The organism is Porphyromonas sp. oral taxon 278 str. W7784, from assembly GCF_000467855.2.
Taxonomy (GTDB): Bacteria; Bacteroidota; Bacteroidia; order Bacteroidales; family Porphyromonadaceae; genus Porphyromonas.
In genome coordinates this window covers 124,108-142,711 of record NZ_KI259221.1, presented here as the reverse complement: position 1 = coordinate 142,711, position 18,604 = coordinate 124,108, and the positions used below count along the sequence as shown (strand labels likewise).

Here is an 18,604-nt window from a genome sequence, read left to right as displayed (position 1 = left end):
CTCAGACTATCATCACAAACATCAATATCTATGTCTACAATCAAAGAACGCTTGGCACTCCTACGCCAAGAGATGAAGGCCAATGGTCTCTCGGCCTACATCATCACCTCATCGGACGCCCACCTCAGTGAGTACACCCCACTCAGATGGCAGGGTCGAAAATGGATCAGTGGCTTCCTCGGCTCGGCTGGGACGGCTGTCATCACCCTCGACCGTGCTGGGCTATGGACCGACTCACGCTACTTCCTCCAGGCTGCAGAGCAGCTCGAGGGCTCGACCTTCGAGCTCTTCAAGATGGGGATCCCCGGCGTGCCTTCTATCGAAGCTTTCCTAGCGCAAGAGCTCCCCGCAGGATCTGTCGTCGGAGCAGACGGCCTATGCCTATCCTTCGCCGAGGCAGATGATACCCAGCGCAAGCTCGCCAACTACGGTATCGAGTATCGCCTCAGCCAAGATCTCCTCGAGAAGGTATGGGCTGATCGTCCAGAGCTCCCCACGAAGCCCCTCTTCCTCCATCCAGAGGAGTACGCAGGAGCAAGTGCTGCTGAACGCATCGAGTCGGTACGTGCCGAGCTCCACGCCCAAGGGGCTAACGCAACCATCATCACGATGATCGATGAGCTCGCCTGGGTCTTCAATGTCCGTGGTAATGATGTCCTCTTCAACCCCGTAGCCGTCGCCTTCGGTTACATCGGGGAGAAGGAGGCTGTGATCTTCGTTCGTCCAGAGAAGGTCCCCGATGAAGTAAGGGCCTATCTCGTAAAGAATGGAGTGACGATCAAGGACTACACCGATCTGGATAGCTTCGTAGCCTCTCTGGGTGCTGATGTCCGCCTACTCGTCGACACCAAGCGTATCACCTACCACATATATTCGCTCATCCCCGCACACTGTCGCAAGATCGAGGGGGTGTCTGTCCTCACCCACCTCAAGTCGATCAAGAACGCCACTGAGCTTGCTAATCTCCGCAAGGTGATGGCTCGTGATGCTGTGGCACTGACCCGCTTCTTCAAGTGGCTCGAGGAGGCACTAGGCCGTGGTGAGACCTTCACTGAGTACGAGCTGGGCATCCGACTCAATGAGTTCAGAGCGAAGGATAAGCTCTTCTACGGGGATAGCTTCGGCACGATCTGTGGCTACCTAGGCAATGGTGCCATCGTCCACTACAGCGCACATCCTGAGACCTCCGCTACCGTCCGTGGTGAGGGAGTTCTTCTCCTCGACAGCGGTGGCCAGTATCTGGATGGTACGACGGACATCACACGCACCATCTCTCTGAGTGCACCATCCGACAAGCTCCGCACGGACTATACCCTCGTGCTGAAGGGGCATATCCAGCTTGCCCTCGTACAGTACCTCGAAGGAACTCGTGGTAGTCAGCTCGACATCCTCGCTCGTCATGCTCTCTGGCAGTCTGGGCTCAACTATGGCCACGGGACAGGGCATGGTGTCGGCTTCTTCCTCAACGTACACGAAGGGCCGCAGAACATCCGCACCGAGGTCAACCCCACTCCCCTAGAGCTCGGTATGATCACGAGTAACGAGCCTGGGCTCTACCGATCTGGTGAATACGGGATCCGTATCGAGAACCTCGTCGTCACCGAGCTACGTGAAGAGACTGAGTTCGGTCGCTTCTTCGGCTTCGAGACCGTGACACTCTGCTATCTGGACAATGCCCTTGTGAAGAAGGAGCTCCTCACCCAGGAAGAGATCGCTTGGTACAATGCCTACCAGGAGCGAGTCTACCAGACCGTCTCTCCCCTCCTCACCAGAGAAGAAGCCGACTGGCTACGATCCAAGACCCTTCCTCTCTAAGAGCAGGCGCTAGCCTACACAATGAAAATCCCCCCTTGAGCTCGATGCTCAAGGGGGGATTTTTAGCTTAGAAACCTCCTCGTGGGGAGGGTATCTAGATCATGTCGTTGGGACGTGCTTAGAAGACGAAACCGATCTTGAAGCCAGCCTTCACACCCGTAGCGAATTCGGAGGCGGAAGAGGTAGCCTTAGATTCGTTGACGGTGGTATTCCCGTTGTTCTGGACGATCGTCGTAGAGCCCTTACCGAGGGAGGTAGTCTTCAGGTCAAGACCTGCTTCTACACCCAGGTAGACGTGGGGAGCTACATAGTAGTCAGCACCCAGCAGTAGCGTACCACCGAAGAGGAAGCGTGGAGCATCCTTGGTCGTGGTCGTAGAGGTCTTCGTAACGGTCTTTTCAGAGCCAGAGACAGACCCGATAGCGAGCTCTGCACCTATATAGGGAGAGAGGCGATCCGTACCACCGAAGTGATGTTCGAGACCGAGACCTAGAGTAAAGGTATTCGACTTCTTGACGGCTTCACTCACAGGATCAGAGTTCTTGTCAGTAGTGCTTGCATTGTTGAGACCGAGGGTAGCACGTAGGGCGAGGTTATCCATGAGGAAATAGCGACCCTTGAGTACAGCAGTGTTGAGACCGAGGTTGCTAACTGGGCCGACAGGAGAGGTCGTTGTGTTGAAAATCCCGTTAGCGAAAAGGGTGAAGTCAGTCGTCACCTGACCAGCAAGTGGCTTGAGCTCTGATTGAGCCTGCGCTGATACGAGCGCTGTAGCTGCAAGAGCTACGGTCATTAGAATCTTCTTCATTGTTCAGTTGTGTTTATCTGAATCTCCAGGATGTGTTTGCCAAGGAGACGAAGCAAAGGTAGGGAAAAAGAATAAGGTGTAAAACAATATGAATCACAGGGAGAGAGCGTTACTAGATTTACATGGGGCTTCGTAGCGAATCACCCTCCCCTAAGCTAGACTTCTTTGACTGGGTGTAGATAGAGGCTCATCTCATACGCTACCTGCTCAGTATGATATAGTTGCCTCCCCCTCCCATCTTACACGAGACATCACCGAATGCTACTTGCCAAAGGGAGTCCGCTATATTTAGGTTATCTTTGTCTAGAATGGAAGGTGGAACTATCCCGAGTCAGCATCTGCCCCTCCTTAAGGGGAATCGAGACAAAGACTTCATAAGTTTCCGCCCCTAGGAATAAACGCTCGCCCTCATTAGCACTCCATATATCCGGAGTCATCCTCGATAGTAATGAGGCCAAGTTTTAATAGATATGAGACCCATCCGAACCAAGATATCACTCCTTCTAGCAGCACTGAGCCTCTCGCTCAGCCTGCCTACAGAGGGAATAGCAAGTAGCCGTAAGAAGCCGAAGACTTCGGTGAAGGCAAAGAGTACAGGTAGCAAGTCCTCCTCGAAGAAGGAGCGCTCCTCATCGTCTAAGAGAGGTAGCAAGCATAGCTCCTCCCGCAGAGGGAAGAGTACCTATAATATACGCTCTCGTGCACGCTACCGTAACTATGCGCCATCAGTCCCTACGGAGGAGCAACTCGAGCAGATGCGCCAGGACAGCATACGCCTACGCACTGGAGGTACTACCCCGACCCAGAGAGTCAGTGAGAAGGTTGCCCTGCCGAATGAGCTACTGACGACACGCTTCCGACGAGCCGACTCGACGCTCACACGTAGCGAGATCAGAGAACTCTACTTCACCGTGGACGAACGTGAGGATACCGCCCCCTTCCTCAGCAAGATCGAGACCGAGGCGGATCGTCTGATCGAAGCCCGTAGCTTCGCTGAGGCACTGAAGACCGTACAGCAGGGACTCTGGCGTACCCCAACACACATCAGTCTAATCAAGCGTGCCTGCGACCTAGCTCTCCACCAAAAGAGTCCTAAGTTCAACACCTACATGTATCAGCTCGTCGAGCTTCTCAGCATGCTCGCCCATACGGGCGACGGCTCGAGCCTAGACAAGGCGATCCAGGTACGATCACTCTCCGATGCTCTGCTCTTCGAACTCCACTGGAATGAGACGCCCCGGGAGGAGATCGTAGAGACCAAGGAGCAAAGTGCTAAGGGTAGGGACTACATCCTCATCGAGGTGAAGGACGACAAGGGTAAGGTAAAGACGCACTACTACGTCATCTATCCCCCCAAGGCTAAGACCACCTCATCCACCAAATAGCATATAGTTAAGGAGACGCGACATGCCTAAAGCATGGGAAATCAGAAGATACTCTGCCGAAGATGAAGGGCTAGCTAATACCTTAGCCACCCAACTGGGACTCTATCCTGCTATCGGTAGACTCCTCGTTGACCGAGGCATCCGAAGCAAAGAGCAGGCTCAGGACTTCTTCGCTCCTTCACTAGAGCAGCTTCATGATCCATTCCTCCTGGAGGATATGGACAGGGCCGTGGTGCGTCTGAATAAAGCCGTGGAGCGAGGTGAACATATCCTCATCTACGGGGACTATGATGTCGACGGCACCACATCGGTAGCCCTACTCTACCGCTACCTTCGCTCGCACTGCCTTTCGGCTGAGTATCTCCACTATTACATACCTGATCGCTATGATGAGGGCTATGGGATCACGCCCACAGGTGTCGATCACGCCGCTAGCCTAGGCGTAAGTCTCATCATCTCCGTCGATACAGGCATCAAGGCGGTTAAGGAGATCGCCTACGCTCAAGAGCGTGGGATAGACTTCATCGTCTGCGATCACCACACACCTGACGAGGCGCTCCCTTCGGCCCTGGCCATCCTCAACCCCAAACGTAGAGACAACCGATATCCCTTCACCGAGCTATCGGGCTGTGGAGTGGCCTTCAAGCTCGTGCAGGGACTGGCTCAGCATCGGGGGCTCCCCTTTGAGACACTCCTTCCTCTGCTGGAACTCCTCGTGCTAAGTATCGCACAGGACCGAGTCTCCATACTTGGGGAGAACCGCATCTTCACCTACCACGGACTTCAGCAAATCAATACACGCCCCTCGGTCGCTATCACCTATCTGATGCGTCTAGGGAAGATCCAGCCAGGTCGTGTCGATATGGCTAGTATCTACTATGAGCTGGGACCAAGGATCAATGCAGCAGGGCGCATGGCCCATGGCGCTGAGTCGGTCAAGCTCTTGATCGCAGAGGACCATGAGACGGCAGAGGCACAGAGTCAGATCCTCGATACTTACAATCGACAGCGTCAGGATCTCGACCAGCTAGTTACCCGCCAAGCGATCGAACTTATCGAGCAAGAGCAAACGCTCCTACAGCAACCCATCCTCATCCTCTATCGTCCCGAGTGGAACAAGGGCGTGATGGGCATCGTGGCTGCACGTCTAGCCGACCGATATCATCGCCCCGTCATCATCCTCTCTCGTAGTGGAAACTTCCTCGCTGGCTCTGGTCGCTCCTCTGGTGGCTTTGATCTCTACCAGGCAATACAGTCATGTAGCGACTGCTTAGAGAATTTCGGGGGTCACATCTTCGCTGCAGGCCTGACGATCCGAGAGGATCGTCTCGAGGAATTCCGTAGTCGTATGGAGGCCTATGCTACGGGGGCGGAGCACAGACCACAGCGTACCTCTCCCGTACTGACGATAGATGCCGAGCTGAGACCCTCTGATATCTCCCGAGCGCTACTGAGACAGATCGAACTCCTTTACCCATTTGGTACAGATAATGAGCGTCCACTCTTCCTCGTCAGAGGGATGAGAGATGCTGGAGGAAGCCGTCCCGTGGGGAAGGCTCAGCAGCACCTGAGCCTCCGCATGACTGATAGCTACCAGCGGATACGCCCTATCCATGGCTTTGCTCTCGGCTTAGCTCGCTATGCACCAGATATCACGAGGCACTGTGCCTTCGCACTCTGCTTCGAACTTGAAGAGAATAATTTCTATCCTCAGAGCTTCCTACAGCTCCGAGTCAAGGATCTCTGCCTGGAGTCTGAACTGCCCGGGCGCCTCGAGGATAAGTAATGATCGCCCATGCTCCCTTCAGATACCGAAGCAGAAGATATAGAAAGCCTCCTCGATCCTCCTCTTCTCGGAGATGATGATGGCTTCCTCGAGTATCACCAGCATTGGCCAGAGGATCTCTTTGACCAATCAGTAGCCTCCCTTCCTCCGCTACATCCAGGGCGTGACCCGCATCCTGGCGTCCCTGATCAAGAACTTACGCCCGAAGAAGTACTGCTACGCTACTGGAGCTACGAGTCATTCCGTCCGCTACAGAGTGAGATCGTCCATGCCGCCCTGAGTGGTAGGGATACTCTTGGGCTGATGCCGACGGGTGGTGGTAAGAGTATCACCTTCCAGGTACCAGGACTCATGCTCCCCGGTATCACGCTAGTCATCACGCCACTAATCTCCCTGATGAAGGACCAAGTGGATCATCTCCGGGCTCGTGGCATCAGAGCCACAGCCATTCATTCGGGGATGTCGCAGGAGAAGATGCAGATTGCCCTGGACAATTGCCTCTATGGGCGGTACAAGTTCCTATACATCTCCCCCGAGCGTGTTGGTAGTGAGCGTTTCCAGACGTGGCTACGTGAGCTCTCGGTCTCGCTAATCGTCATCGACGAATGCCACTGTGTCTGCCAGTGGGGCTATGACTTCCGTCCCTCTTATCTAGAGCTTCCCAAGCTCCGTGAACTTCTACCCGAGGTGCCCATCCTTGCACTCACGGCTACTGCTACGGTAGAGGTGGTAGCAGATATCGTACGTGTCCTCTGCTTCCGTCCTGACTACGCCTTCTATCAGACGAGTTTCCTCCGCCCCAATATCTCCTATTCGATCCGTCGCAGTGATGACAAGCCTGCGATGATGCTTCATATCCTGGAGCGAGTATCAGGACCAGCCATTATTTATTGCAGGAATAGACTCCTCACACAGACCGTAGCTGAGGAGCTCTTGGCAAAAGGAATCAGCGCTACTTACTACCATGCAGCGCTGACCTATACGGAGCGTGAGATGCGACAAGCTCGCTGGATGCGGGGCGAAGTACGTGTGATGGTCGCCACGAATGCCTTCGGGATGGGGATCGATAAGGCTGATGTGCGCCTCGTCATCCATCTCACGATGCCCTCTTCTCTGGAAGAATACTTCCAAGAAGCTGGACGTGCAGGGCGTGATGGCGAGCGTGCCTACGCCGTAGCGATCATCAATGGACAAGACTCTACGACACTACAGCGTCGACTGCAGGATACCTTCCCGGAGAAGGAGTATATTCGCCTCGTCTATGACCAGATCTGTAACTTCCTCTCTATCGGTGAAGGCGAAGGACTAGGTCGTACCTACGACTTCGATCTCGAGCTATTCATCCGCCGCTTCCATATGCGCCCCATCCAGACACGGCATGCTATCGACATCATGCAGCTATCTGGCTGGCTAGAGTACCGTGATGACGATAGTCGATCCGTGCTACGCTTCCTCATCCCCAGCAGAGATCTCTATCAGCCACATATAGGACCGGATCGACTTATCCGTGCGCTACTGCGAAGTTACACAGGACTCTTCTCCGACTACACGACCATCAGCGAGCATGATCTCGCACTTCTCTCGGGCTATACAGAAGATGAGGTCTACGGCTTCCTCACAGCGCTCTCCCGCCAAGGGATCATCCACTACATTCCTAAGAAAGCGCTCCCCCGACTTCACTTCCTCATCCGCAGAGAGGACAGCCAACTTCTTCGTATCCCCTATGCAGCCTACCAGGAGCGTAGGGATAAGATGAGCGATCGTATCTCGGCCGTCCGCTCCTATATAGAGGAAGAAGAGGTCTGTCGATCACGTATGCTCCTAGCCTACTTCGGTGAAGTGGAGAGCCATCCCTGTGGACTCTGCGACGTATGTCTGAGTAAGCACCCCACTGGTCTCAATCAATATCTGATCGATGCAGTAGGCGAAGAGCTCGAGCGTGCCTTCCTCTCCACCGATCTGGAGAGCTATCCAGTGAGCCAACTGATCGATGCGCTCCCTTATGCTCCCCTTGATCTCATACAGGCACTACGCTATTGGGCGGGTGAACTGCAGGGTCAACTCGAGCTCGATGGCCCCTATCTGCGCCGATATATCCATTAATTCCTCCCCCGATACTAAATCAACCAATCATATATGCTTAAGATCCAGCAATTCGTCTTCGGCCCCGTCCAAGAGAATACGTATATCCTCTACGATGAAGCAAGCCGTGAAGCGGCTATCGTAGATCCAGGATGCATGCGCCACTCCGAAGAAGATCGGGTGCGTGACTTCATCGAGGAGCATGAGCTAACTCCTGTGATGCTCCTCTGTACTCACCAGCACTTCGACCACGTCTGGGGTGCAGCCTTCGTCCTACGGCAATGGCCTCATATCAAAGCCTATGGTAATCGGATTGACTTTGAGAAGCTACCTCTACCCTCAGAGCAATTGAAAGGCTACGGCATTCCCCTTCCTCTGGAGGACGTCCCTATGGAGCGCTACACTCTAGTACAGCAAGACGACCTCATCAGACTGGGTGGTGAGGAGCTCAGAGTCCTGTTCGTCCCAGGGCATGCTCCTGGACATATCGCCTTCTATGCAGGAGAGTCGGACATTCTTCTCTCAGGAGATACGCTCCTACAGGGTACGATTGGGCGCACGGACTTCTGGTACGGCGACTATGATCAGCTGGTCGAGGCCATCAAGTCTCAGTATATGACGCTGCCCGATGAGACGATCGTCTTCAGCGGTCACGGCCCCGAGACGACCATTGGCTTTGAGAGAAGGAAGAATCCATTCCTTCAGTAGAGAGCGTACTGCCTGATGCTAGCGAATCAGGTAACACTCTTCTCTCCGTCGAATGATAAGGGCTGGCACCACAAGTGGGTGCCAGCCCTTATCATTTGTCAAGCGATCGACGTCCGCCCTAGCGATAGTCGATGTAGAATGGATCACTAACTCCGAAGTACTCATAGTGTCCACTATACCTATTAGCTTGAGGAAGCCATTTCTCACCCATGGAGCACGGGAGCGCTTGGTAGCGACCATCCTTGGTCTTCACGATCACTAACCCATTGACGACACGGTATGATTCTCCCTTCGATGAAGTACCATTAGACCAGTCATCACTGACGATCAGCATCTTGACGATATGATCCTTCGACCACACCCTCCGCATGATCCGCTCATAGTGTGCGAGCATATCGGGTCGGTTCATCTTACCAGCCTTGCGCATAGGATGTACACGCTCGCGTCGCTCACGTGCCTCGTCTTGGATCTTCTTGATCTGTGCATTGGTGCGTTGCTGCTGCTCATTCTTCATTTCTTCCAGTGTCCTTGGCTCGGGATATATGGATCGGTATTCCTGATCCATAGAGGCATAGATCTCCTTGAGGGAAGCCACGATCGTCTGTACCTGAGGATTGGAGTCCTGTAGGCTACCACTGACGAGGTCATTAGATAGCCTCTTCACCGCTTGGAATAGATAGTACTTCTTCATATTCATGCTAAGGCCTGGAGTCTGTAGGTAAGTAGTGAGCCTCCTAAGTAGCTCTTCTCCGCTCAGCAGCGAGCGGGTGACGGAGCCATTGAAGGGAGCCAGTAGTATCCGATCGACTGCAGCTGTCACCTTCTGATATTCCAGCGCCCACGCATCAAAGCGAAAGCCCCGAACTTGCTCCCGTTTGGGATTATTCATTAGTTGCATGAGGTACAGCGCAGCTTTATTATCATCGGACCAAGCCATGGTCTCGAAGTCTCGCTGTTCTACAGCTTTCTTCAGCCTCAGTAAGTAATAGGCAAACGTCTCATACTGAGCTTGGGTATCCAGTGTCTGGTCAAGGGCACCACCATTATCCCGCTGTCGGGCTTGAGCATAAAAGCTATCGGGGGTCAACTCTCCGATCTGCACTTGCCTCATGATCGTCAGCGGATCGCCTCCATCAGGTGTAGGAGTCTGCTTCTGTGCTTGATCTACTGCTCCCTTAGCCTGTGACGGGGTGCGATCTAACTGGTTTTTCACATCGTCAGACACTTCTTTGACGACCTTCTCAGCCTTAGATTTCACCGTCTTGACCAAGTTGCCCAATTGGGCATGAGCTGGCATTAGACCGAGGGCTAGGGCAAAGCTAAGTGCGCCCAGCCTTCTCATTAGTTTCGTTTCCATAGCAAATAGTAATTATGTTAGACATGTATTCATCATCTCTAGACGGCACAGTGCTGAGAGCGATCAGGTCAGTTAGCTCTCGATTGCGAACCAAGGGGCTCCCAGCGACGCACATCTCGGGGCAGGTCTCAAGGCATCCACCCCAGCTCTGCACCGGAAGAACCGAAGATACAGCTTGGAGCGAGGCGTTCGTTCACCTTCAGGTCGAAGGGAATTTAGCTTACACGAGCTAGGGCTTGGTGGGGTAACTAATCGGGAAGATATTGATTGCTTACAGCACAAAGCTATATTATTCCCCCGAGACATACCACACCACCCTCCAGCATCCTCTGAAATTAACCCCATGGTAGGCGAAGAGGCACACCGATCTACTTGCCTATTCCCTCGAAGAATATTTGCCCTGAGGTGACTCCGGCAAGGGTGCTCCGAGGGCACTATCCCGCTCGAAGGCGCATCATAAGCCGCCATCGGAGCGCTCATCACAGGTAAATTCGCAGAAGAATACCAGTAATTTTCTCAGCCTGCACAGCTACTCACCTAGCCTCGAATAGCATACCTATCCGGAGGCTTCAGATCACCTCCTTAGGTACTCATGCTCAGCGACCTTACTACTTCAAGTGGTCGGTCTCCTCCCTACGGAATATTCCTTCCCCGAGAGGGCTTGTCACGGGGATTTTTGCTTGCCAGAATCGCACCGATATTTGGTGAATCAGAATAAATGCTTACCTTTGCAGTGTCAAAAACGACATGAATCTTTAGCTCAGTTGGTTTAGAGCACTACCTTGACAGGGTAGGGGTCGGCGGTTCGAGTCCGCCAAGGTTCACCGAAATTGTCTCATGGTGTAATGGTAGCACAACAGATTCTGGTCCTGTTTGTTAAGGTTCGAGTCCTTATGAGACAACAAGAAGGAGCGCTAGTCGCTCCTTTTTTTATACCCTTTTGTCTGTGATGAGCGTTCTAGGATAGCGATAGTTCTCCAGCTTTTACTATGAGATACGGCGACGATACTCCGCAAGAATACCTGCCTCTCCGAGAGGAAACCATGGTATGAAAATAAGGGTTAACTTTGTGGATAGGGACATCGAGAGTTGGCCCTCAGGTAGGAGGCGTCTTCATCATACGCACCCCACCCTATCCTCCACTGAATAGGTAGCTGAGCCTTAGCGCTCCAGCTCATAGAATTACGGTTATGTCTGACACTAAGAAGGCGATAAGCCAAGATCGCAAGCGAACGAATATCCTCCACGATCAAGAGATCGCCCTCATCGCTTATCTAGTAGAGCGGATCCCCCGATGGGTGACTTCGAATATGCTCACCTCTCTTGGGCTTGCGGGTAACCTGCTAGTTGCGCTCCTCATGTGTGTCGCCTCGGTCTACGGATCATGGTGGCTACTGCTCACTCCCCTAGCATTCTTCATCAACTGGTTCGGAGACTCGCTGGACGGACGCCTAGCATACTACCGTAAGAAGCCACGCAAATGGTTCGGATTTTGCCTAGATATCGTCGTAGACTGGATAGGAATCATCGCCATTGGACTGGGATACTACACCTACGTTCAGCCAGAGTGGAAGATCATTGGCTTCATCTTCGTCGTGCTCTACGGAGCAGAGATGATCATCTCACAGCTACGCTACAAGGTGACAGATAAGTACTCCATCGACTCGGGCCTACTCGGACCCACGGAAGTACGTATCATCCTGGCCATCCTCTTCTGCATGGACTTCTTCATCCCTGGGAGCATCCACTGGATCGGTCTTGCAGTATCGATCGTACTGCTCTTCTCCTTCATCTCCGACTTCCGTCAGCTCCTAGCTCTTGCTGATGAGCGTGACATAGCTCTACGCAACCAGCAGCAACAAGCTTCCTAGAGCACCCATGTCCTTGCTCCAGCGTCTTCGCCGGCTCATCCTCAACTTTTCCCAAGCCCAGATATCGGCTGGGGCTGGATCCGTAGTAGACTACGGTCTGATGGTCCTCTCAGTCGAGGTCTTCCACTGGGATCTCTTCTGGGCTGTAGCCTGTGGCGGAGTCGTCGGTGCTATCATCAACTTCTCGCTCAATCGCTATTGGACCTTCCGAGATAAGCAGCATGCCTACCGCCATGGGCTGAAGATGCAGCTCCTGAAGTTCGCAGCGACCGTCACAGGTAGCATCTTACTCAAGTACCTTGGCACGTATGCACTAGAGCACGGACTCGGTATCGACTACAAGATCGGTAAGCTCATCAGCGATCTCTTCGTGTCCGTCCTCTTCAACTATACCCTACAGCGCTTCTGGGTCTTCCGCAAGGCCAAATCCTAACGACTACTCATCTCCCCATCACCCTCATGATAGCTCGCCCCACCCTATACCGCACGCTCCTCGGACTCATGCTCAGCTGTGGTCTCACCTTCGATGCCTACACCTCGCCCCAAGCGAAGATCACGACGCCGAGGGCTAAGCAGGCCGACGAACTCATCATATTCAGGGGGATCAACCAAGCCGAGATGAACCGCTGGGTAGATAGTGTCTACCAGTCGCTTGACCTAGAGGCTCGGGTCGGACAGCTCATCATGCCGATCATCTATCCTAAGCCCGAGGACAAGACTGCCCTCATTCGGCGCATGAAGCAGGAGCAATGGGGTGGCATACTCTTTCAGAAGGGACTGCTCGCTGACCAGCGGGAGCTGACGATCAGCCTACAGCAGGAGAGCCAAGTACCTCTACTCATCGCCCTGGATGGCGAATGGGGACTCTACATGAGACTGAAGGACGCTCCCCGCTATCCACGAAATAAGGGACTGGGTAACTACCAAGATCTAGACCTCATCAAGGCCTATGGCGCTGAAGTGGCACGCCAATGCCAGCTGATGGGCATACATATCAACTTCGCCCCCGTAGTAGACGTCAACATCAATCCTAAGAATCCTGTCATCGGTACCCGTAGCTTCGGCGATACTCCTCAGCGTGTCGCCGAGTGCGCTGTGGCTTATGGCGAGGGGCTTGAGCTGGGAGGTGTGCTCTCGGTAGCGAAGCATTTCCCTGGTCATGGCGATACATCCGAGGACTCGCATAAGACACTGCCGACCGTCTCTGCAACAAGAGAACGGATGGATCGTGTCGAGCTCTACCCCTTCCGAAGCTATCGAGACGCAGGACTTGGCGGTGTGATGACAGCGCATCTACGTGTACCCGCCTACGACGCTACAGGTAAAGCGGCCTCGCTCAGCGAACGAATCACGGCGGATCTTCTTCGCCGTGAGCTCGGATTCCGAGGACTTGTCTTCACCGATGCCCTAGAGATGCGAGGCGCTCAAGTGAGCGGAGGGAGCTCCGTGGCCGTCGAAGCACTCAAGGCGGGTAATGATGTGCTCCTCGGTCCATCGCAACCGCAGCAGGCTCGTAAGGATATCCTCCAAGCGATCCGCCGTGGTGAGGTCAGCCTTGCTTCGGTAGAGGAGAAGTGCCGTCGTATACTTGCCTTCAAGTTCGCCCTGATCATCAAGAAGAAAGCGAAAGAAGCCAGCCCCGCTGACGTAAAGGAGCTCATCTGGACTAAGGAAGAAGAGGCTCTACGCACACGACTCTGGCAGGTCTCTACGGCCACTGGCGAAGGTGCTGACCCGACAGCTAAGACCACGGCTATACAGACCACCAATCCATCTAAGGCTCGTCGCTAATCTCCTCTCGTCCATGCGCTCCCGTAGTCTCGTTACACTCCTCGTCTCACTTACCCTCGGTCAGCTATCCGTCAGGGCTCAGCTCCAGCCCGATAGCCTCCAGCAGGAGGAGATCCAGACGCCTGTTCCCCACCTACTATCACCAGACTCGATCCCCAAGTCAGCGCTCCTTCGGATCGATAGTCTCGCTAAATGGGGCATCACACAAGGTGCTTACCCTGGGTGTCAGCTATTTGCCTTCTACCGGGGAGAAGTCATCTACGACAAAGCTTTCGGGACACTCACCTCGCTCACAGGCGCTAAGAGCGAACCCGTGACAACACATACCCTCTACGATCTAGCCTCTGTCACCAAGGCCGCTGCGACCACTCCCGCTCTGATGCTCCTAGTAGCCGAGGGCAAGGTGAAGCTCGACGCTCCCCTACTTAGCTATCTCCCCGAGACGAAGGAGTCACTGCTGGGGATGGTGACACTGAGACAGCTCCTGCACCATCAGTCAGGTCTTCCCGCTGGGATCAATTTCTACACCGATCTCATCGACGAATCGAGCTACGAGGGTTCATTGATCCGCTACAAGTACTTCGCTGGTGGCGTCCCCCTTGTCGGGAAAGCTTGGGGCAATCCGAACTTCAGCTTCCGTGAGGAATATATCTCGGACAAGCCCACCGAACAGCATACCCTGCGCTTCGGACAGAAGAAATACCTCGCTCCTTCCTTCAAAGACCGAATGATGGAGCGCATCCTCCTAGCTCGAGTCTCATCAAACAAGGCCTACCGCTATAGTGATCTCAACTTTATCCTCCTACAGCAGGTCATCGAGCGTGTCACAGGAGAGCCCCTTGATCGCTATGTCCAGGAGCGCATCTACAAGCCCATACGGGCTCGTCTCTACTTCAATCCCCTCGAGCATGGCGTGAAGCCCCATGCCATTGCCCCCTCCCAGCAGGACAATTTCCTCCGGCGTGAGATCCTACGTGGTACCGTCGACGACGAGGCTGCAGCCTGCCTCGGCGGTGTCTCTGGTAATGCCGGGCTCTTCGGCTCTGCTAGCGAACTGGCTAAGGTCTGTCAGCTCCTCCTCCAGCACGGAGCATGGGGCGAGAAGCAAGTAATACCTACCGCTACCGTTCGCCTCTTCACCGAGACCAATGGCGCTGGAGGCATCAGAGCATTAGGCTTCGACAAGCCCCGCTCTACAGGTGGTCCGACGGGGATCTACGCATCATCCCGCACCTACGGTCATCTTGGCTTCACCGGGACATGCTTCTGGGTCGACCCCGAGTACGACCTCGTCTTCGTCTTCCTCTCCAATCGCACCTACCCCTCTCGTCAGAATACGACCCTCATCCGTGAGCGACTCCGCCAGCGTCTTCAGGACCTCGTCTACGAAGCTATCGGAGCAACCACGCCTAGATAATCACAAGCATTCATCCATCAAGCTACAGCAATGAATCAAGCAAATAGCACATCCACGACGATCATCGGAGTAGCTGGGGGCTCAGCCTCTGGTAAGTCTACGCTCGTTCGCAAGCTCCAGGAAGCTTTTGTAGAAGAGCACGTCACTACTCTCTGTCACGACTTCTACTACAAGGCGCATGATGAGCTCAGTCTAGAAGAGCGTGCCAAGCTCAACTACGACCATCCGCACTCGTTCGACACCGATATGATGATCGAGCATATCCGTCAGCTCAAGCAGGGGAAGACCATTCAGCGCCCCGTCTATTCCTTCACCGACCACAATCGTCTCCCACAGACCGTGCTCGTTCATCCTGCCAAGGTGATCATCCTCGATGGTATCTTGATCCTCGAGAACAAGGAACTTCGTGAACTCATGGACGTGAAGGTCTTCGTCGATACGGATGATGACGTACGTCTGGCACGTCGTCTCGTGCGTGATGTCCAGGAGCGTGGCCGAGACATGAGCTCCGTACTGAAGCAATATTTTTCTACCGTCAAGCCGATGCATCGTGACTTCGTCGAGCCTTCGAAGCGCTACGCCGACATCATCATTCCAGAGGGTGGGATGAATCCCGTTGCCCTCTCGCTCCTTGTGGAGAACATCCATTCGATCTTACGGTAATTTCCTTCGCCTTCTCCTGTAATTAGCTTCATCGCTTCAATACCATTCATGCAGCATATCCCGTACAGTAGCGACACGATATGTGCCGTAGCCACAGCTCCCGGTAGTGGAGGCATCGCCGTCATCCGTGTATCGGGGAGCGAAGCTATCGGTATCGTCGATCAGATCTTCCACTCTCGAGAGCTTCGTACCCTGGAGCGGGCCAAGGATCGGACGGCCTACTTCGGGCACTTTCAGCATGAAGGGAAGGTCATCGACGAAGGACTGGTCACCTGCTTCCGCTCTCCTGGCTCCTACACTGGCGAAGATGTCGTCGAGCTCTCCTGTCACGGCTCGCTCTTCATCCAGCAGGCACTGCTGGAGGCACTCACAGATCAGGGCTGTCATATGGCAGCTCCGGGCGAATATACCCGTCGGGCCTACCTCAATGGCAAGATGGATCTCAGCCGAGCAGAGGCTGTGGCCGATCTCATCGCCTCAGAGTCGGAAGCACAACACCGCATGGCGCTCACGCAGATGAAGGGGGGCTATAGTGCTGAATTCCGTTCGCTTCGGGAGCGTCTCATTCACCTCACCTCGCTGATGGAGCTAGAGCTAGACTTCAGTGAAGAAGATGTGAACTTCGCCGACCGCACACAGCTACTCAGCTTACTTGACGAACTGACCAGCAAGATCGAACAACTCACCGACAGCTTCCGTCTCGGTAATGCGATCAAGAAGGGTATCCCCGTGGCGATCGCAGGAGCGACCAACGTCGGTAAGAGTACTCTGCTCAACGCCCTGCTTGGTGAAGAGCGTGCGATCGTAAGTGATATCCATGGGACGACCCGTGATACGATCGAAGATGTACTGAATATCGAGGGAATACTCTTCCGCTTCATCGACACGGCCGGACTGCGTACGACTTCGGACGCCATCGAAGCGCTGGGCATCGAACGAAGCTACAGCAAGATCGCTTCTGCCCACATCGTGCTCCTCGTGGTCGATGTGACTCGCCTCGGAGAGGGCAGTTACCTCGATTCTCTCAGCGAAGTACTCCCCCACCTAGCGGAGAAGCCCCTCCTCGTCCTACTCAACAAGACCGACCTCATCGGGGAAGAAGCGCTCGACACACTCATCACGAGCTCTCCATTCTTCAAGTCACTCCCTTCTGAAACATCGCTCCTTCCCATCTCCGCACGGGCACAGACAGGGCTCGAAGGCTTACGCAAGGCGCTTATTGATTCGCTAGCTCTCCCCCACCTCACGCCATCTGACCTCGTCGTCAGCAATGCTCGCCATCACGCCCTTCTGAAGGAAGCGCTCACAGGGCTACGACTTGTTCGTCAGGGTCTAATGGATGGTCTCTCCACGGACCTCTTGACACCCGATCTTCGTCGGGCGATCACGTCCATCGGAGAAGTCACCGGTAGCGAGATCACCAGCGACTCCATCCTCCACAATATCTTCGCCCACTTCTGCATCGGCAAGTAAGTCGCCTCTTGCAGTACTTCACTTCGCCCTATCCTTGTATCTGTTTCTCCTATAATTACCCCCAAATAAGATAAGAGCTTATGCCATACTATCACGTTTACATTGAGAGCGATGATCCCAGAGCTCAGTGCTTTGAGCTAGATAAGACTGATCTATCGGAACTCAAAGAAGATGTAATTCTACCTTATCTTAAAGGCGATCAGTTTTACTTTGATGGATATCTCCTTAGAGGGACGAAAGTAGAGCGTATCCTCATCATGAAATCAGAAATCTCATATGAGGAATATGTTAAACTAAGAAAACAACGATCAAGGTATCCCGTTTTCAGATCAGATATACTTGCGAGATCTGAATACTTTAATAACATTACTGGAGAGATACTCAAGGAGTGCCAAAGTCTTCTTAAGGAAGCTACGTCTAAATCAGAAGTACCAACAGCGGAGAAATCTAAGGCCCCTATGGATAAATCAAAAGTCTTCATCGTGCATGGGCATGATGGAGAGGCAAAGCAAGCGGTTGCTAGGTTCATAGAGAAATTGGGTCTTGAGGCAATTATCCTGCATGAGCAAGCAAATGCAGGGAATACCATCATTGAGAAGATCGAAGAGTACACCAATGTCGGCTTTGGCATTGTGCTCTATACTCCTTGCGACTTGGGCGCATCTCAAGAGAAGAAAGACGAGCTGAAGCCTCGGGCAAGACAGAATGTAGTCTTCGAACACGGCTATCTCATGGGGAAAATTGGGCGGGAGAATGTCTGTGCCCTCCTCAAAGGCGATATTGAGACGCCCAATGATATCTCAGGTGTCGTCTACATTAAGATGGATGAAGGGGATGGTTGGAAGTTAGCCGTCGCCAAGGAAATGAAAAAGAGTGGCTATGACGTAGATCTGAACAAGATATAGAGGTAGTCTCCTCGTTCTCCTGAGGGAACGAGGCGCCCCAAGCAAAGCATCCCAGCAAAAGCTATATAGCTTTCGTCGTATTCCTATATAGCACTCTAGGAATAAGTACATCCGCATTCGACAGACGCTTGGAGAAGGCTCAGAAAATCACTATAGCAGGGCCCCTAGTAGCCTCTATCATGGATCCCCCATTTACGACCCATCATGGGTTCCTCCTGTGACCTATGATGGGTTACTTCGATACCCCATGATAGATCACCACAGATCTACCAGAACAGCCTTCTATCTCCTCTACTAAAAGTAATCCCATAAGACAACTCCTAAATGCAAGACATTAGAAAGTATCATATAGAGAAGCACCCCATCCCTACTTGGTGTATTGGGTGAAAAGCACTATCTTTGCACCAGTTTCAAGGCAAAGGTATTACCCAAGCTTCATGAAGCTAGACCAACGGAGAGATGGCAGAGTGGTCGAATGTGGCGGTCTCGAAATCCGTTGTACCGCAAGGTACCGGGGGTTCGAATCCCTCTCTCTCCGCAAAG

At 53.5% G+C, this 18,604-nt stretch carries 14 protein-coding genes and 2 tRNA genes; 14 read left to right on the top strand and 2 right to left on the bottom strand.

Features of this window, described 5'->3' with window-relative positions; genetic code table 11:
- Positions 1-30 precede the first annotated feature (30 nt).
- Positions 31-1,815: an aminopeptidase P family protein gene (locus tag HMPREF1556_RS00615; RefSeq protein ID WP_021666221.1), complete on the top strand. Its 1,785-nt coding sequence runs from the start codon at positions 31-33 to the stop codon at positions 1,813-1,815.
- A 118-nt stretch (positions 1,816-1,933) separates the two neighbouring features.
- Here HMPREF1556_RS00615 and HMPREF1556_RS00610 read toward each other — a convergent pair whose 3' ends face one another.
- Positions 1,934-2,623, bottom strand: a complete 690-nt coding sequence (locus tag HMPREF1556_RS00610) for a BT1926 family outer membrane beta-barrel protein (RefSeq protein WP_021666220.1) — start codon at positions 2,621-2,623, stop codon at positions 1,934-1,936.
- Between the two features lie 470 nt (positions 2,624-3,093).
- On the opposite strand from HMPREF1556_RS00610, the gene HMPREF1556_RS00605 reads away from it, so the two are divergent.
- The 4 genes from HMPREF1556_RS00605 to HMPREF1556_RS00590 are packed head-to-tail and all read left to right on the top strand — an operon-like array spanning position 3,094 to position 8,584.
- Complete coding sequence (locus HMPREF1556_RS00605) at positions 3,094-4,008, top strand: DUF4919 domain-containing protein (protein WP_044125021.1); 915 nt, start codon at positions 3,094-3,096, stop codon at positions 4,006-4,008.
- A 22-nt stretch (positions 4,009-4,030) separates the two neighbouring features.
- On the top strand, positions 4,031-5,794 hold the full coding sequence (gene recJ / locus HMPREF1556_RS00600) for a single-stranded-DNA-specific exonuclease RecJ (protein ID WP_021666218.1): 1,764 nt from the start codon (positions 4,031-4,033) through the stop codon (positions 5,792-5,794).
- A gap of 9 nt (positions 5,795-5,803) precedes the next feature.
- Positions 5,804-7,897, top strand: coding sequence for an ATP-dependent DNA helicase RecQ (locus tag HMPREF1556_RS00595; RefSeq protein WP_021666217.1), 2,094 nt, complete (start codon positions 5,804-5,806; stop codon positions 7,895-7,897).
- A 33-nt stretch (positions 7,898-7,930) separates the two neighbouring features.
- Positions 7,931-8,584 carry an MBL fold metallo-hydrolase gene (locus tag HMPREF1556_RS00590; protein ID WP_021666216.1) on the top strand — a complete coding sequence of 218 codons (654 nt, stop codon included), beginning with the start codon at positions 7,931-7,933 and terminating at the stop codon, positions 8,582-8,584.
- Positions 8,585-8,702: 118 nt separating this feature from the next.
- On the opposite strand, the gene HMPREF1556_RS00585 is transcribed toward HMPREF1556_RS00590, so the two are convergent.
- On the bottom strand, positions 8,703-9,941 hold the full coding sequence (locus HMPREF1556_RS00585; RefSeq protein ID WP_021666215.1) for a hypothetical protein: 1,239 nt from the start codon (positions 9,939-9,941) through the stop codon (positions 8,703-8,705).
- Positions 9,942-10,690: 749 nt separating this feature from the next.
- Here HMPREF1556_RS00585 and HMPREF1556_RS00580 point away from each other — a divergent pair.
- The 9 genes from HMPREF1556_RS00580 (at position 10,691) to HMPREF1556_RS00535 (ending at position 18,599) form a co-directional block, all read left to right on the top strand.
- Positions 10,691-10,765, top strand: a tRNA-Val gene (locus HMPREF1556_RS00580).
- A gap of 366 nt (positions 10,766-11,131) precedes the next feature.
- Positions 11,132-11,812, top strand: a complete 681-nt coding sequence (locus tag HMPREF1556_RS00570; protein ID WP_021666213.1) for a CDP-alcohol phosphatidyltransferase family protein — start codon at positions 11,132-11,134, stop codon at positions 11,810-11,812.
- Positions 11,813-11,819: 7 nt separating this feature from the next.
- The gene (locus tag HMPREF1556_RS00565) at positions 11,820-12,245 is read left to right on the top strand and encodes a GtrA family protein (RefSeq protein WP_021666212.1); all 426 of its coding nucleotides are present in this window, start codon (positions 11,820-11,822) and stop codon (positions 12,243-12,245) included.
- Positions 12,246-12,271: 26 nt separating this feature from the next.
- Entirely contained in the window at positions 12,272-13,603 is a 1,332-nt protein-coding gene (locus tag HMPREF1556_RS00560; protein ID WP_021666211.1) for a glycoside hydrolase family 3 protein, read from the top strand.
- 13 nt (positions 13,604-13,616) lie between these two features.
- On the top strand, positions 13,617-15,020 hold the full coding sequence (locus HMPREF1556_RS00555; RefSeq protein WP_021666210.1) for a serine hydrolase: 1,404 nt from the start codon (positions 13,617-13,619) through the stop codon (positions 15,018-15,020).
- Positions 15,021-15,050: 30 nt separating this feature from the next.
- Positions 15,051-15,683: a uridine kinase gene (gene udk / locus HMPREF1556_RS00550; RefSeq protein ID WP_021666209.1), complete on the top strand. Its 633-nt coding sequence runs from the start codon at positions 15,051-15,053 to the stop codon at positions 15,681-15,683.
- A gap of 48 nt (positions 15,684-15,731) precedes the next feature.
- Positions 15,732-17,156 carry a tRNA uridine-5-carboxymethylaminomethyl(34) synthesis GTPase MnmE gene (mnmE, locus tag HMPREF1556_RS00545; RefSeq protein WP_021666208.1) on the top strand — a complete coding sequence of 475 codons (1,425 nt, stop codon included), beginning with the start codon at positions 15,732-15,734 and terminating at the stop codon, positions 17,154-17,156.
- Between the two features lie 80 nt (positions 17,157-17,236).
- Entirely contained in the window at positions 17,237-18,061 is an 825-nt protein-coding gene (locus tag HMPREF1556_RS00540; RefSeq protein WP_021666207.1) for a TIR domain-containing protein, read from the top strand.
- Positions 18,062-18,514: 453 nt separating this feature from the next.
- Positions 18,515-18,599, top strand: a tRNA-Ser gene (locus HMPREF1556_RS00535).
- Positions 18,600-18,604 lie beyond the last annotated feature (5 nt).